A 13,842-nucleotide genomic window follows, 5' to 3' on the forward strand; every position below is an offset into this window, starting at 1 on the left:
CGGCGGGCTCCCGGAAGGAACCCCACGTTGGCTGTTCCGCTCTCACCGACCTCGCACCTGGACACCTTCGCCCGGGACCATCTCCCGCCCGCCGAACTGTGGCCCGTGATCGAGTTCACCACGCCCGAACTGAGCTACCCGGCCCGCCTCAACGCGGCCACCGAGCTCATCGACGCGGCCGTCGAACGCCACGGCCCCGACCGCCCCGCCCTGCGCACCCCGGCCGGGGAGCTGTGGACGTACGGCGAACTGCGCACCCGCGCCAACCAGGTCGCCCAGGTCCTCACCGAGGACCTGGGCCTGGTGCCCGGCCGACGCGTCCTGCTGCGTGCGCCGAACACCCCCTGGACGGTGGCCTGCTGGCTCGGCGTCCTGAAGGCCGGCGGGGTCGTGGTCACCACGATGGCCGCCCTGCGCGCCCGCGAGATCACCCCGATCGCCGAACGCACCCGGCCCGCCATCGCCCTGGTGGACCACCGCTTCACCGACGAGGTCCGTACCGTCCTGCCCGGCCTGACGCTGGTCGAGTACGGCGGGCCCGGCCCCGACGACCTGGTGGCCCGGTGCGCCGCCAAGTCCGGCGAGTTCAGCGACGTGGAGACGGCCGCCGACGACGTGGCGCTGCTCGGCCCCACCTCCGGAAGCACTGGCGTCCCCAAGATCACCATGCATTTCCACCGGGACATCCTGTCCATCGACAACACCTTCGGCCGCCATCTGCTGGGGTTGCGCGAGGACGATCTGGTGGCCTGCACCGCGCCGTTCGCCTTCACCTTCGGCCTGGGCATGCTGGTCGTCTTCCCGCTGCGGGCCGGCGCCTGCGCCCTGCTGACCGAGACGGCGACACCGGCCCAGCTCGCCGACCTCGTCGAGAAACACGGCGTCACCGTCCTCGCGACGGCGCCCACCGCCTACAAGGCGATCGTGCGCGACGGCAAGGAACGGCAACTCGGCAGCGTCCGGGTCGGGGTGTCGGCGGGCGAGCACATACCGCTCACCACCTGGCAGGAGCTGCGCGACCGCATCGGCCTGAAGGTGATCGACGGCATCGGCGCGACCGAACTGCTGCACATCTTCCTCTCCGCCGCCGGGGACGACATCCGGCCCGGCGCCACCGGACGTCCCGTGCCCGGCTACCGCGCCACGATCCTGGATCTCGACGGCGCGGAACTCGGCCCGGAGGAGCCGGGGCGGCTCGGCGTCATCGGTCCGGTCGGCTGCCGCTACCTCGACGACAAACGCCAGCAGGACTACGTCGTCAACGGCTGGAACGTCACCGGCGACATCTTCCACCGCGACGCGGACGGCTACTTCTACTACCACGCCCGCAGCGACAACATGATCGTCTCCTCCGGGTACAACATCGGCGGCCCCGAGGTGGAGGCCGCCATCGACACCCACCCGGACGTCGTCGAGTCCGCGGTCGTGGCCCGCCCCGACCCGGAGCGCGGCTCGGTCGTCTGTGCCTTCGTCGTCCTGCGCGAGGGAGTCACCGGGGACCCGGCCAAGGCCAGGGAGATCCAGGACCACGTCAAGCAGGTCCTGGCGCCCTACAAGTACCCGCGTGACGTCCGCTTCCACGCCGCCCTGCCGCGCAACACCAGCGGAAAACTCCAGCGGTTCGCGCTCCGCAAGATCATCGAAGCCGAACTGGCCGCTGAGCAGTGAGAGGAACTCCCTTGAAGATCGCGATCATCGGCGGTGGCCCGGGCGGGCTCTACCTCGCGGCGCTGCTGAAGCAGCTGGACCCCGCCCACGAGATCACGGTGTGGGAACGCAACGCCCCCGACGACACCTTCGGCTTCGGCGTGGTGTTCTCCGACGAGACACTCGGCGGCATCGAGAACGCCGACACCGTCTTCTCCGAGGCCATGTCCCGCCGCTTCGCCCGCTGGACGGACATCGACATCCACTACCGGGGCGAGAGCCACACCGTCGGCGGCCAGGGCTTCGCCGCCATGAGCCGCAAGGAACTGCTGCACCTTCTCCAGGAACGCTGCCGGGAACTGGGCGTCACCCTGCACTTCTCGACCCCGGCACCCGAGGTGGCCGCGCTGCGCGCCTCGCACGACCTCGTCGTCGGCGCGGACGGCGTCAACTCGGCCGTCCGGGCGGCCTACGCGGACGCCTTCCGCCCCTCCCTGGACCGGCGGCGCAGCAAGTACATGTGGCTGGGCACGGACCGGGTCTTCGAGGCCTTCCAGTTCTTCGTCAAGGAGACCGAGTGGGGGGTCGTGCAGGTCCACGGCTACCCCTACTCCGACACCGGCTCGACCTTCATCGTGGAGATGCACGAGGACGTCTGGCACCGGGCCGGCTTCGACGTCACGCAGGACACGGTGTTCGCGCCGGGGGTCTCCGACGAGCAGGCCGTGGATCGGATCCGGGAGCTGTTCGCCGACGAACTCGGCGGGCACCAGGTGTTCGCCAACAACTCCAAGTGGCTGAACTTCACCACCGTCCGCAACGAGCACTGGCACCACGGCAACCTCGTCCTCATCGGCGACGCGGCCCACACCGCCCACTTCTCCATCGGCTCCGGCACCAAGCTGGCCATGGAGGACGCCCTCGCCCTCGCCGCCTGTCTGCACGAACACCCCGACGCGGAAAGCGCGTTGACCGCCTACGAGAGCGAGCGCCGTCCGGTGGTGGAGTCCACCCAGCGGGCCGCGCAGGCCTCGCTGGAGTGGTTCGAGAACATCGGCATGTACGCCGGCCAGGAGGCCACCGAGTTCTGCTTCAACCTCCTGACCCGTTCGCGCCGGATCACCTACGACAACCTGCGCACCCGGGACCAGGAGTTCGCCGACCGCGTCGACGCCGCCTTCGCCGCGGCGCAGGGACTGGACACCGAGGCGCCCGCGATGTTCCAGCCGTTCCGCATCGGGCGGCTGGAACTGAAGAACCGGGTGATCGTCTCTCCGATGGACATGTACTCCGCCGTCGACGGCGTGCCCGGCGACTTCCATCTGGTCCATCTGGGTTCGAAGGCGATGGGCGGGGCGGGCCTGGTGATGACGGAGATGGTGTGCGTCTCGCCCGAGGGCCGTATCACCCCCGGCTGCACCGGCCTGTGGAACGACGAACAGCTCGGCTCCTGGCAGCGGATCGTCTCCTTCGTCCACGACCGCAGCACCGCCCGCATCGGCCTCCAGCTCGGCCACTCCGGCCGCAAGGGCTCGACCCGCCTGATGTGGGAGGGCATGGACGAACCGCTGCCCGACGGCAACTGGGAGGTCGTGGGCCCGTCCGGACTGCCGTACGGCCCCGGATCGCCCGTCCCCCGCGAGCTCACCCGCGCCGAACTCGACTCCGTCACCGCCGAGTTCGTCGAGGCGGCCCGCCGCGGCGCCGAGGCCGGCTTCGACCTCCTCGAACTCCACTGCGCCCACGGCTACCTGCTCTCCTCCTTCCTCTCGCCCCTCGCAAACCAGCGCACCGACGAGTACGGCGGCCCGCTGGAGAACCGGCTGCGCTACCCCCTGGAGGTCTTCGACGCGGTCCGCTCCGTGTGGCCCGCCGAACGGCCGATGACCGTGCGGATCTCCGCCACCGACTGGGCCCCCGACGGCAACACCGAACACGACGCCGTGGAGATCGCGCGCGCCTTCATCGCGCACGGCGCGGCCGCCATCGACGTCTCCACCGGCCAGGTCACCAAGGACGAGCGCCCCGCCTACGGCCGCTCGTACCAGACCCCCTTCGCCGACCGGATCCGCCACGAGGTGGCCGCCGAGAGCGGCGCGGCGGTGATCGCGGTCGGCGCCATCGCCTCCTACGACGACGTGAACTCGATCCTGCTGGCAGGCCGCGCCGACCTGTGCGCCGTAGGACGCACCCATCTGTACGACCCGCACTGGACCCTGCACGCGGCCGCCGACCAGGACTACCGGGGACCGGCCGCCGAATGGCCGGTCCAGTTCGGGGCCGGGCGCCGCAAACCGCCCACCGCACGCACCGACGCGGTGCGCCCCCGTCTGTCCCTGCTGCGGGCGGACGCGGCGGGGGAGAGCGTGCATCTGCGGTGGAAGCCCCTGGGGGAGGGGCTACCGGTGGTGGGGTGACGTCAGGTAGTGCTGGCGGATCAGCTCCTTGCCGTAGTCGTTGCCGTTGGGCGTGCGGATGACCGAGTGCACGTGCATCTGGGTCGGGCCGCTGCCCTGGCTCGCGCCGTACGCCCCGGCGAGCGGGCCGGGGCCCTGGCAGTCGACCTCGACCCAGACCACCGGGCTGTGCACCCGGACGTAGAAGGCGTCGTCGGCACCCGTGCCGCCGGCCCAGGTCACATATGTGTCGTCGAGGTGAGCCCGCACCTCGGCCAGGCGCACCCTGGCCGCGTCCGCCTTGGCCCGACCGGTGAACGCCTCGACGATGCCGAGCAGCTTCTGCTTCTGCACCCGGGTGAGGGCGCTGCCGCGGATGCCCTCGTAGGCCTGGACCGCGTTGTCGGAGAAGGCGCCCGCCTTCATCGACTCGTTGGTCTTGGTGGCCGAGGCGATCGCGACCGACTGCTGGTCGGCGGTGAGGGAGTTGACGAAGGCGAGGCTCGCGAGCACCTCCTCGTGACAGACGGTGACCGTCTCGCCGTCGATCTCCATCGAGGTCGGCTCCGAGCCCCAGAAGCAGGGGCTCATGACGACCTGGTCGCCGAGCACGAAGTAGTTGATGACCAGGTGGTGGCCGTCGAACTGGAAGCCCCAGGGCTCGGTGGCGGACGGGGTGCCCATGAGCGTCCAGTAGTAGGCGTCCTCGTTGAAGGACCCGGTGTTGCCGATCGCCTCGCCGGCCGCCTGGTTGATCTTCCGGATCTTCTCCGTGGTCTCCAGGCCGTCAGCGCTCAGCGCTGCCTTCAGCAGGGCCGTGCCCAGGTCCTTCTGCGTGTCGCTGAGATCGGCGAGCGAGACGCCCTGCCGGGTGTAGGAGTCCACGTTGCTCCACAGCCGCCACTCGGTGGAGTGGATCGTGAACTGGGTGGCGGTCTTCTGGGTGTCGGTCAGACCGGCCAGGAAAGCGTTCGCGGCGGAGATCACCGGGGCCGTGCCGACCTTGGTGGAGTGGATCGTGAACAGGTCGTCGATCCGCCTGCCGTCGGTCGTCAGGCCGAAGAACTCCTCGGTCAGCGACTGGTTGCCCGGACCACCGGCGCCGCCACCGCCCGGGCCGCCGCTCGGCGGGGCGCTGGGGGAGGGGCTGGCCGAGGCGTCGGCCGTCCCCGTGCCGTCGTCGGCGAGCGCCGTCCAGGCCCCGGCGCTGCCCATGGTCACCAGGGCCGTCGCCCCGGACGCCAAGAACACCTTGCGCATGAAATGACGACGACTCGCCTCGGTACGCTCCGGGGCTTCCGGCATCCGCGTCGCGTCTTCGCCGGCGTCGGTCTCGGACATGCGGCTCCCTTCGTCAGGGGCGCGTCCCTCGTGGACGGCCACCGGGCGACCAGCGTGGTGCGGCCAACTGAGGCTGCGCTGAACCGAGTTGCCCACAAAGGCCCGGAGAGCCCCGGTGACCTGGGGTCATATGAGGACGCTGAGGATTCATGGAACCTTCAGGGAGATCAGCGCGGCGGTGCCGGCGAGCGGCAGTGTGACGGTGAACTCGGTGCCACCGGGCGAGCTGTCCACCCCGACCCGGCCGCCGTGCGCCTGGGTGATCGCCGCCGCGATCGCCAGCCCGAGCCCCGCCCCGCCCTCGGTGCCGGGGGCCCGGGAGCGGGAGGCGTCGCCCCGCGTGAAGCGTTCGAAGACGGTCGGCAGCAGACCGGCCGGTATGCCCGGCCCGTCGTCGTGCACCCGGATCGCGCACTGCCCGTCCGCCGCCTCCACGGTGACCGTGATGCTGGTCCCGGCGGGGGTGTGCACCCGGGCGTTGCCCAGCAGGTTGGCCACCACCTGGTGCAGCCGGGACCGGTCGCCGACCACCGAGGCGGGCGCGTCCAGGCGCAGCACCAGCTGCCAGTGGTGGTCGGACCCGGCGGCCCGTGCGTCCCACACCGCGTCCCCGACCAGGGTGGCGAGGTTCACCTCGGCCGCCTCCAGCGGTCGGCCCTCCTCAAGGCGGGCGAGCAGCAGCAGGTCCTCGACCAGTCCGGTCATCCGCGCCGACTGGTCGGAGACGCGGCGCCAGGCCAGCTCCGGTTCGATCCTGCCGGTGTCCACGCCCATCAGCATCAGCTCGGCGTACCCGGCGATCGAGGCGAGCGGGGTGCGCAGCTCGTGGCTGGCGTCGGCGAGGAAGCGGCGCATGTGCTCCTCGGTGCGCTGGCGTTCGCGGAGGGACCACTCCACGTGGTCGATCAGCCGGTTGAGGGCGACGCCGACCTGGCCGACCTCGGTACGCGGATCGGTGTCCGCCGCGGGCACCCGGGTGAGCCCGCTCACCTCGCCCCGGTCGAGGGGCGCGTGCGAGACCTCCACGGCGGTGGTGGCGACACGCCGCAGCGGCCGCAGCTGACGCCGGGTCGCCACGGCCGACACGGATCCCGCCAGGACCAGCCCCAGGCCGGCGATGCCGGCCTCGACCACGACCAGGGAGTCGATCATGTGCTGCACGCTGCCCACGGGCAGCCCGGCCAGCATGGTGGTGCCGCCCTCGGCGACGGCGGTCAGTCGGTAGGCGCCCAGGCCGGGGATGGTCCGGGTGTGCAGGGTCCCGTCCGTGGGGAGGCCGCCGAGGGCGGCGCGCTCAGCGGTGGTGAGGGTGCGCGGGCCCTCGTCGGTCACCACCTCGGCCGTGGTGATCCGGGCCCCCTCGACAAGGGCGGCCAGGGTGCCGGTGTGCTGGCCCCGTTCGTTCAGGAAGCCGAGGCTCGCGCCGGGCGGCCCGTGCTCCCGGCCGCCCTGGCTGTGCTCGGCGGCGTCGGTCACCCGCTGGTCCAGGTCCCGGATCAGGTAGCAGCGCTGGACGAGCACGGTGGCGACGGCCATCGCCGTGCACACGACGGCCAGGGTGACGGCATGGACGAGGACCATACGGGCCCGCAGCGAGCGCCCGCGGAGACGGGCCAGGGCGCGGCGGACCGCCGTCATGCCTCGTCGTCCGCCGGTCTGAGGACGTATCCGGCACCCCGCACGGTATGGATCATCGGCCTGCGCTCCTTGTCGATCTTCGCCCGCAGGCCGTAGACATACACCTCCACCAGATTCCCGCCATCGTCGAACGAGCTGTTCCACACGTGGTCGAGGATCTGCGTCTTGCTGAGCACCTGGCGGGGGTGGCTCATCAGGAACCGCAGCAGGTCGAACTCCTTCGCGGTGAGCGAGATCGGCGTGCCGTCCCGGCGCACCTCGCGGGTCTTCTCGCCGAGCACCAGGTCACCGACGACCCGCACCCCTTCCTCCTCGGCGACCTCGCCCGCCCCGGAGCGGCGCAGCAGCCCGCGCAGCCGGAGCATCACCTCCTCCAGGGAGAAGGGCTTGGTCACGTAGTCGTCGGCACCGGAGGACAGCCCGTCGAGCCGGTACTCGACCGCGTCCCGGGCGGTCAGCATGAGCACGGGCAGCCTGGCGTTCTCGTACCGCAGCCGGCGCAGTACCTGGATCCCGTCCAGGTCGGGCAGCATGCCGTCCAGCACGACGGCGTGCGGGCTGTGTCTGCGGGCGGTGCGCAGGGCGCCGTAACCGTCCTGCGCCACGAACGGCCGCCAGCCCGCCGCGGTGACCGCCACCGAGAGCAGGTCGGTGAGCTCGGGTTCGTCGTCGACGATCAGCACTCGGATCGCGTCGGCCGCGCGTGTGGGGGTGTCAGACATGCCCCCGATGCTCTCCCGGCGGGCTGTACGCGAGCTGTGGAACGACCCCGCCGGGACCCCCTCGGGATCATGGCGAACCACTCGGTTTTCGCCCTCCGAAGGGCCCCGGAGGCGTGACGCCACCCATAGGAGCCAGATCACATCCTATCGGGGGTAGTAGACGGGAAACGCCCTGAACACGATGCAAGCCGTACGAAAAGGTGCATTTCGCCGGTTTATACGAAGTTACGTAGTACGTCACATCATTGCGTGCTGCTCCGGGCGCCGCTAACCATTGCTGTCGTCGCCGGGAGACGGGCGATGGACCGAGCGGATACCCGCCGGGCCCGCCCACTCCCGCCGGTTGTACGGGGCTCCGCCCCACGCCGCCGCACACAGCGGCCGGCGCCGACGCCGTCCCCACCGGAGATTCGCTCACATGACCATGACCACTCGCACCCGCATCGCCCGCCTCCGCACCATCGGCCTCACCGGCCTCGCCACCACCGGTGCCGCGGCGGCCGCCCTCACTCTGATGCCGACGACCGCGCAGGCCGCCGAGGCGACGCAGGCGCACACCTCCACCGCGGTCACGGCCTCCAGCAACGACAGCCACAAGTCCGGCTACTCGAACAACCTCGACGGCTGGATCAAGCAGTCCCTGCAGATCATGAAGTCCAAGGGCATTCCGGGCAGCTACGACGGCCTCAAGCGCAACATCATGCGCGAGTCCGGCGGCAACCCCTCCGCCCAGAACAACTGGGACGTCAACGCGCAGAAGGGCACCCCTTCCAAGGGCCTGCTCCAGGTGATCGACCCCACCTTCAACGCGTACCACGTCAACGGCACCGCGAAGAGCGTCACCGACCCGGTGGCCAACATCACCGCGGCCGCCAACTACGCCGCCCACCGCTACGGCTCGATCGACAACGTCAACTCCGCGTACTGAGCGCGGCGGTGACTCAGCGGGCCGATGCCGGCCCGCCGTGCCGCAGCAGGAACGCGTCGGCAAGGGCGTCGGTGAACTCCTCGCCGACCGGCCCGGCCGACACGAGCACCCGGTAGTAGAGCGGGCCCACCAGCTGGTCCGTCTCGGTCTCCAGGTCGAGCCCGGCGGGCAACCGGCCCGCCGCCACGGCCCGTTCCAGCAGGGCGCGGTCGCGCCGGCGCTGCGGGTCGAGGCAACGCGACCTGAACTCCCCGGCGAACGCCGGATCATGCTGGGCCTGCGCGAGCAGCGCCCGGAAGACGGCGCCGGAATCGGACTCGCCCAGAAACCCGGCGAGCCGGCGCAACCAGTCCCGCAGATCGGCCGCGAAGTCCCCGGAGTCGGACGGGGTCAGATCCTCGTCCGCGTCCTGGAGGAAGGTGTCCATCAGGACGTCGGCCTTCGTACTCCACCAGCGGTAGACGGTCTGCTTGGACACCCCGGCCCGCGCGGCGATGCCCTCCATGGTGACGCCCGCGAAACCCTTCTCGACGAGCAGGTCGTCGGCCGCCTCCAGCACGGCCAGTCGGGCCTCTTCGCTCCGGCCGTGCCGATTGCCGTGATGCCGTCGTTCCGCACCGGCTGTCATTCTCTCGCCCCCTCGGCAACGAGACCGCCTCTGAGAGCGGCCGGAAATCGCTAGAATAGACGCAACGTCACGTCTACTCTAGCGCTCATGACGCATACGCACACACTCGCCGACCCCCGGGTCGAGGACGCCCTGCGCCAAATGTTCGCGCAGGCCGAGCAGGACGACGCGGTCGCGGACCGGGTCGACTGGGGATCCGGGTCGGAGTCGATGTCTCCCCAGGAACACGCCGACGCCGCCGCGGAGATCTACATGCCGATCTCGGCCGCGGGCGGTGAACTCCTCTACAGCCTGGTCCGTGCCGTCCGCCCGGCCACGGTGGTCGAGTTCGGGATGTCGTACGGGATCTCCACGCTCTACCTGGCCGCCGCGGTGCGGGACAACGGCGCGGGGCGGGTCGTCACCACGGAGCTCAGCAAGGAGAAGATCGCCGCCGCGCGGCGCACCTTCGCCGAGACCGGCCTGGCCGATCTGATCACCGTGCTGGAGGGAGACGCCCGCGACAGCCTCGCCGGTCTCGACGCCCCGGCCGACTTCGTGCTCCTCGACGGCTGGAAGGACCTCTGCCTGCCCGTGCTCAAGGTGCTGGAGCCGGGCCTCGCCCCCGGCACGCTCGTCGTCGGCGACGACTCCACCTTCGCGAGCATGCGGCCCTACCTCGACTACGTCCGCGACCCGGCGAACGGCTACCGCAGCGTCGGCTTCCCGGTCGAGGACGGCATGGAGATCAGCTGCCGGCTGTGACGCGCCCGGCTAGAAGGGCTCCCGGTGCTCGTGCGCCGCCTGCTCCAGGGCCGCGGCCTCCGCCTCGGCGATGCGGGTCTCCGCCTCGACGTCGATCGAGCGGGTCAGCCACCAGTACAGCAGCGCCGAGACCGGCAGCCCGACGAACAGCGAGATGTCGGCGCCGTCGAGGGCCTTGGCGGCGGGGCCGACGAAGAGCGTGCCGACGGAGAAGAACGGGATCATGACCGCGAACCCGACCAGGTAGGAGATGATCCCCTGCCAGCCCCAACGGCCGTAGATGCCGTTCGGCTTGAAGATCTCGGCGATCGCGTAGTGGCCGCGGCGCACCACGTAGTAGTCCATCAGGTTCACCGAGGTCCACGGGATGAACAGATAGAGCACCAGCAGCAGGAAGTTGTTGAAGTTCGTCAGGAAGTTCGAGGTCGCCGCCAGCGCGCCGACCAGGGAGAGCGCCGCGGTCACGCCGATGGTGATCAGACGCACACCGAGCGTCGGCCGCACCCGCTTGAACGAGTCGATGGCGCTGATCAGCGTCAGTGAACCGCCGTACATGTTCAGCGCGGTGACGGAGATCAGGCCCAGGGCGGCGAACAGCAGCACGATCGCGCCGAAGCCGTCGAAGACCTTGTCGCCGGCGGCGTTGATCGAGGGGATCGTGTCGAAGCTGTCGCCCGCCCAGGCGGCCAGCAGCGTCCCGAGCACCATCAGCCAGATACCGCCGAGCGCCGAGCCGAAGTACGTCCAGTAGAACGTCTTGCGGACCGTCACGTCCGGCGGCAGGTAGCGCGAGTAGTCCGAGACGTAGATGGCCCAGCTGATCTGGTATCCGGCGACCACGCCGAACTGGGCCAGGAACGGCGTCCACTTGAAGGCGCCGAGGTCGAAGGAGCCCGGCGGATAGTGCAGGGTGACCAGGACACCGACGGTGAAGATCCCGAAGATGACGAGGAAGGCGTAGGTCAGGAACCGTTCGGCCTTGTGGATGATGTCGTAGCCCACCAGCGCGATGACGAACGCGACCGCGGTGACCACGATCACCCACAGCTTCACGCCGCCGTGGATCGTGGAGTCCAGCGCCTCACCGGCCAGGCTGGTGTTGAACACGTTGAACCCCGCGTACTGCACATACGCGAACAGCCACACCAGCAGCGCCCCGACATAGCCGAACTGGGGGCGCGACTGGATCATCTGCGGCAGCCCCAGCTGCGGCCCCTGCGCCGAGTGGAAGGCCATGAAGAAGGTGCCGATCACGGTGCCCGCGACGATTGCCAGCAGCGACCAGATCAGATTGCCGCCCTCCGTGATGCTGATCAGCCCCACGGCCAGGGTGGCGATCTGTGCGTTCGACATGAACCACAGCGGACCCAGATGCCACAGCTTGCCGTGCCGCTCGTCCAGCGGCACATAGTCGATGGACCTGACCTCCAGGCCGCTCACCCGCGGTTCCGCCGATGTGCTCATGGCACCTCCCAGGGGTCGGTCCGTCACTCTGGTCACATTCTTGCCCCGGAAAGGCCCGGATGAGGCCTGCGGAATCCCTGTTCCGTCCCCCGGAACGCCCGCCCCGCCTGCGGCCTTGTTGCTCTGCTCACAATGTGCCCGGAACCGCCCTTTTCGTGGCGGTGGTCACGTCGCCGATCGGGCATTTTGTCTATGTTCGCAGTTCTGTGTCCCTCCGACCTGAACTGCCGAGGCCCCGCATGCTCAACCGCCCCCTCGCCGTCGTGGCCACGGTGGTGACCCTTCTGGCCGGCGCCGCACCGGCGGCCCTGGCGGCCGGTGCCGCCCCAGGCTCGAGCCCCACGTTCCGTACGGCCGTACAGGCGCCGGCCGAGGTGCGCGTGACCGCCGCCGTCCTCGACCTGGACGGCACCGGCCGGGAACCCGTGGTCTACGGCGACGACACGCCGTACGACACGGCGAGTATCGTCAAGGTCGACATTCTCGCCTCGCTGCTGCTCCATGCGCGTGACCACCGGCGCGCCCTCACCGCGCGGGAGAGCGCCCTTGCGCAGGTGATGATCCGCGACAGCGACAACGACGCGGCCAACGCCCTGTGGCACTCCATCGGCGGTGCCCCCGGCCTGGCGTCGGCGAACAAGCGGCTGGGACTGACCTCGACCACGCCCGGTACCGCGGGCCGCTGGGGGCTCACCCGGACCACGGCAGGCGATCAGATACGACTGCTGAGCGCGGTCTTCGGCTCCGGCCCCACACCGCTCGACACGGCGTCCCGAAGCCGTATCGCAACGCTGATGACCGAGATCGCCGCCGACCAGTCCTGGGGCGTCTCGGCCGCCGCCGACTCCGGATGGGCGCTGAAGAACGGCTGGCTCATGCGCACCACCACCGACCTGTGGGACATCAACAGCGTCGGACGCGTCACGGCCGGCGGCCACCACTACCTCGTCGCGGTCCTCTCCAACGGCAACGCGTCCATGCCGGACGGCGTGCAACTGGTCGAGCGAGCCGCCCGTACGGCCGTCACCGCAACGGCGGCACACTGACCCCGTTGGCGCAACACCCCCCGCCCACCGCTCGCATTGCCCCTAACGTGCACTAGAGGTGCCCTGACGCGCACCCGAGGTGATGAAGGCCGGCAACGGGAGGCGCGGTGGCGGGTTCGGGCGGACCGGCGGCCGGGCGGGGCCGGGCGCGCCCGGCACGGGGCACGCCGCGGGGCACCCGGTCCGCCCGCGCGGTCTGGGTCCCGAAGCGCGCCCGCGATCCCCGTGCCTCCGCCTCCGTCAGCGCGGTCGTCGTCCCCGCCCTGCGGATCGCCGCCGCCTACGCCTGGCGGCTCATCGTGCTCGGCATCGTCGTCTACGGCGTCTTCATCGTCCTGGGCCGCTTCCAGCTGATCGCCGTCGCCCTGTTCCTGGGCCTGGTCGTCACCTCGGTGCTGCGCCCGTTCACCGACCTGTTGAGCCGCCGGCTGCCCAGACCCCTGTCGGTGGCCGTGAGCCTGGTCGGCAGCATCTGCGTGTTCCTGGGGCTGCTGGCGCTGGTCGGCAACGCGATCGCGCAGGAGTCGGCGACGCTGGCCGAGGAGTTCCGCGGCGGGATCCACCGCATCGAGGTCTGGCTGCAGCGCCCGCCCTTCCGGCTCGGCCCCGGCGCCCTGTCGCGTCTCCAGCAGCAGATCGTGGACTACATCCAGGCCCACCGCTCCAACCTGGCCAGCAGGGTGCTCAGCGGCTTCGGAACGCTCGTCGAAGTGGTCGCCGGGGGCGCGCTCGCGCTGTTCGCCTCGGTCTTCTTCATCAACTCCGGCGAACGGCTGTGGGCCTGGACCAGCCGAGAGCTGCTGCCCGCCGGCGCCCGGAGCGCATGGGACCGGGCAGGACACGCCGCCTGGCGGACGTTCGCCGGGTACACCCGGGGCATCATCATCGTGGCCGCCGCCAACGCCGTACTCGTCGGCATCGCCCTGCTGGTGCTGAGGGTGCCGCTCGCGCTGCCGCTCACCCTGCTGGAGTTCTTCGCCGCGTTCGTCCCCCTGGTCGGCTCACCGGTCGCCCTGGGCGTCGCCACCGTGGTCGCGCTGGCCGGGCGCGGGCCGCTTACCGCCGTGTGCGTCCTCGTGCTCATCGTCGTCATCGGCCAGCTGGAGGGACATGTGCTGCACCCCCTGGTGATGAGCTGGGCGGTGCGCCTGCACCCCCTCGTCGTCGCCGTCTCCGTCATCGCGGGCAGCATCGTCGCGGGGGTGATCGGCGCCGTCGTGGCCGTGCCGTTCATCTCCGTCGTCTGGGCGGTGGTGCGGGCCCTGCGGACCGCGCCGCCCTGACCCGG

General features: G+C 70.7%; 11 protein-coding genes. 6 read left to right on the top strand and 5 right to left on the bottom strand.

The window, feature by feature from the left end; all coding sequences use genetic code 11:
• Nucleotides 1-27 precede the first annotated feature (27 nt).
• Nucleotides 28-1,668: an AMP-binding protein gene (locus tag ACGFZQ_RS14700; protein WP_393840664.1), complete on the top strand. Its 1,641-nt coding sequence runs from the start codon at nucleotides 28-30 to the stop codon at nucleotides 1,666-1,668.
• Nucleotides 1,669-1,679: 11 nt separating this feature from the next.
• A complete protein-coding gene (locus ACGFZQ_RS14705; protein ID WP_393840665.1) occupies nucleotides 1,680-4,064 on the top strand; it encodes a bifunctional salicylyl-CoA 5-hydroxylase/oxidoreductase in 2,385 nt (794 codons plus the stop codon).
• On the opposite strand, the gene ACGFZQ_RS14710 is transcribed toward ACGFZQ_RS14705, so the two are convergent.
• The 3 genes from ACGFZQ_RS14710 to ACGFZQ_RS14720 all read right to left on the bottom strand — a co-directional run bounded on the left by ACGFZQ_RS14710 (nucleotide 4,047) and on the right by ACGFZQ_RS14720 (nucleotide 7,744).
• Complete coding sequence (locus ACGFZQ_RS14710) at nucleotides 4,047-5,384, bottom strand: DUF3500 domain-containing protein (RefSeq protein ID WP_393840666.1); 1,338 nt, start codon at nucleotides 5,382-5,384, stop codon at nucleotides 4,047-4,049. The two genes, ACGFZQ_RS14705 and ACGFZQ_RS14710, sit on opposite strands and share 18 nt — an antisense overlap.
• Before the next feature lie 147 nt (nucleotides 5,385-5,531).
• On the bottom strand, nucleotides 5,532-7,022 hold the full coding sequence (locus tag ACGFZQ_RS14715; RefSeq protein WP_393840667.1) for a sensor histidine kinase: 1,491 nt from the start codon (nucleotides 7,020-7,022) through the stop codon (nucleotides 5,532-5,534).
• Nucleotides 7,019-7,744 carry a response regulator transcription factor gene (locus tag ACGFZQ_RS14720; protein ID WP_393840668.1) on the bottom strand — a complete coding sequence of 242 codons (726 nt, stop codon included), beginning with the start codon at nucleotides 7,742-7,744 and terminating at the stop codon, nucleotides 7,019-7,021. The genes ACGFZQ_RS14715 and ACGFZQ_RS14720 overlap by 4 nt, the downstream gene beginning before the upstream one ends.
• 424 nt (nucleotides 7,745-8,168) lie before the next feature.
• On the opposite strand from ACGFZQ_RS14720, the gene ACGFZQ_RS14725 reads away from it, so the two are divergent.
• Entirely contained in the window at nucleotides 8,169-8,672 is a 504-nt protein-coding gene (locus ACGFZQ_RS14725; protein ID WP_393840784.1) for a transglycosylase SLT domain-containing protein, read from the top strand.
• A gap of 13 nt (nucleotides 8,673-8,685) precedes the next feature.
• On the opposite strand, the gene ACGFZQ_RS14730 is transcribed toward ACGFZQ_RS14725, so the two are convergent.
• Complete coding sequence (locus ACGFZQ_RS14730; protein WP_393840669.1) at nucleotides 8,686-9,300, bottom strand: TetR/AcrR family transcriptional regulator; 615 nt, start codon at nucleotides 9,298-9,300, stop codon at nucleotides 8,686-8,688.
• An 87-nt stretch (nucleotides 9,301-9,387) separates the two neighbouring features.
• On the opposite strand from ACGFZQ_RS14730, the gene ACGFZQ_RS14735 reads away from it, so the two are divergent.
• A complete protein-coding gene (locus ACGFZQ_RS14735) occupies nucleotides 9,388-10,044 on the top strand; it encodes an O-methyltransferase (RefSeq protein WP_393840670.1) in 657 nt (218 codons plus the stop codon).
• Nucleotides 10,045-10,053: 9 nt separating this feature from the next.
• On the opposite strand, the gene ACGFZQ_RS14740 is transcribed toward ACGFZQ_RS14735, so the two are convergent.
• A complete protein-coding gene (locus tag ACGFZQ_RS14740; RefSeq protein WP_393840671.1) occupies nucleotides 10,054-11,508 on the bottom strand; it encodes a purine-cytosine permease family protein in 1,455 nt (484 codons plus the stop codon).
• A 239-nt stretch (nucleotides 11,509-11,747) separates the two neighbouring features.
• Here ACGFZQ_RS14740 and ACGFZQ_RS14745 point away from each other — a divergent pair, with 239 nt between their 5' ends.
• Nucleotides 11,748-12,554 carry a serine hydrolase gene (locus ACGFZQ_RS14745; RefSeq protein ID WP_393840672.1) on the top strand — a complete coding sequence of 269 codons (807 nt, stop codon included), beginning with the start codon at nucleotides 11,748-11,750 and terminating at the stop codon, nucleotides 12,552-12,554.
• Nucleotides 12,555-12,661: 107 nt separating this feature from the next.
• Entirely contained in the window at nucleotides 12,662-13,837 is a 1,176-nt protein-coding gene (locus ACGFZQ_RS14750; protein ID WP_393840673.1) for an AI-2E family transporter, read from the top strand.
• Nucleotides 13,838-13,842: the final 5 nt, after the last annotated feature.

This window comes from Streptomyces sp. NPDC048254 (assembly GCF_043201895.1).
GTDB lineage: Bacteria > Actinomycetota > Actinomycetes > Streptomycetales > Streptomycetaceae > Streptomyces.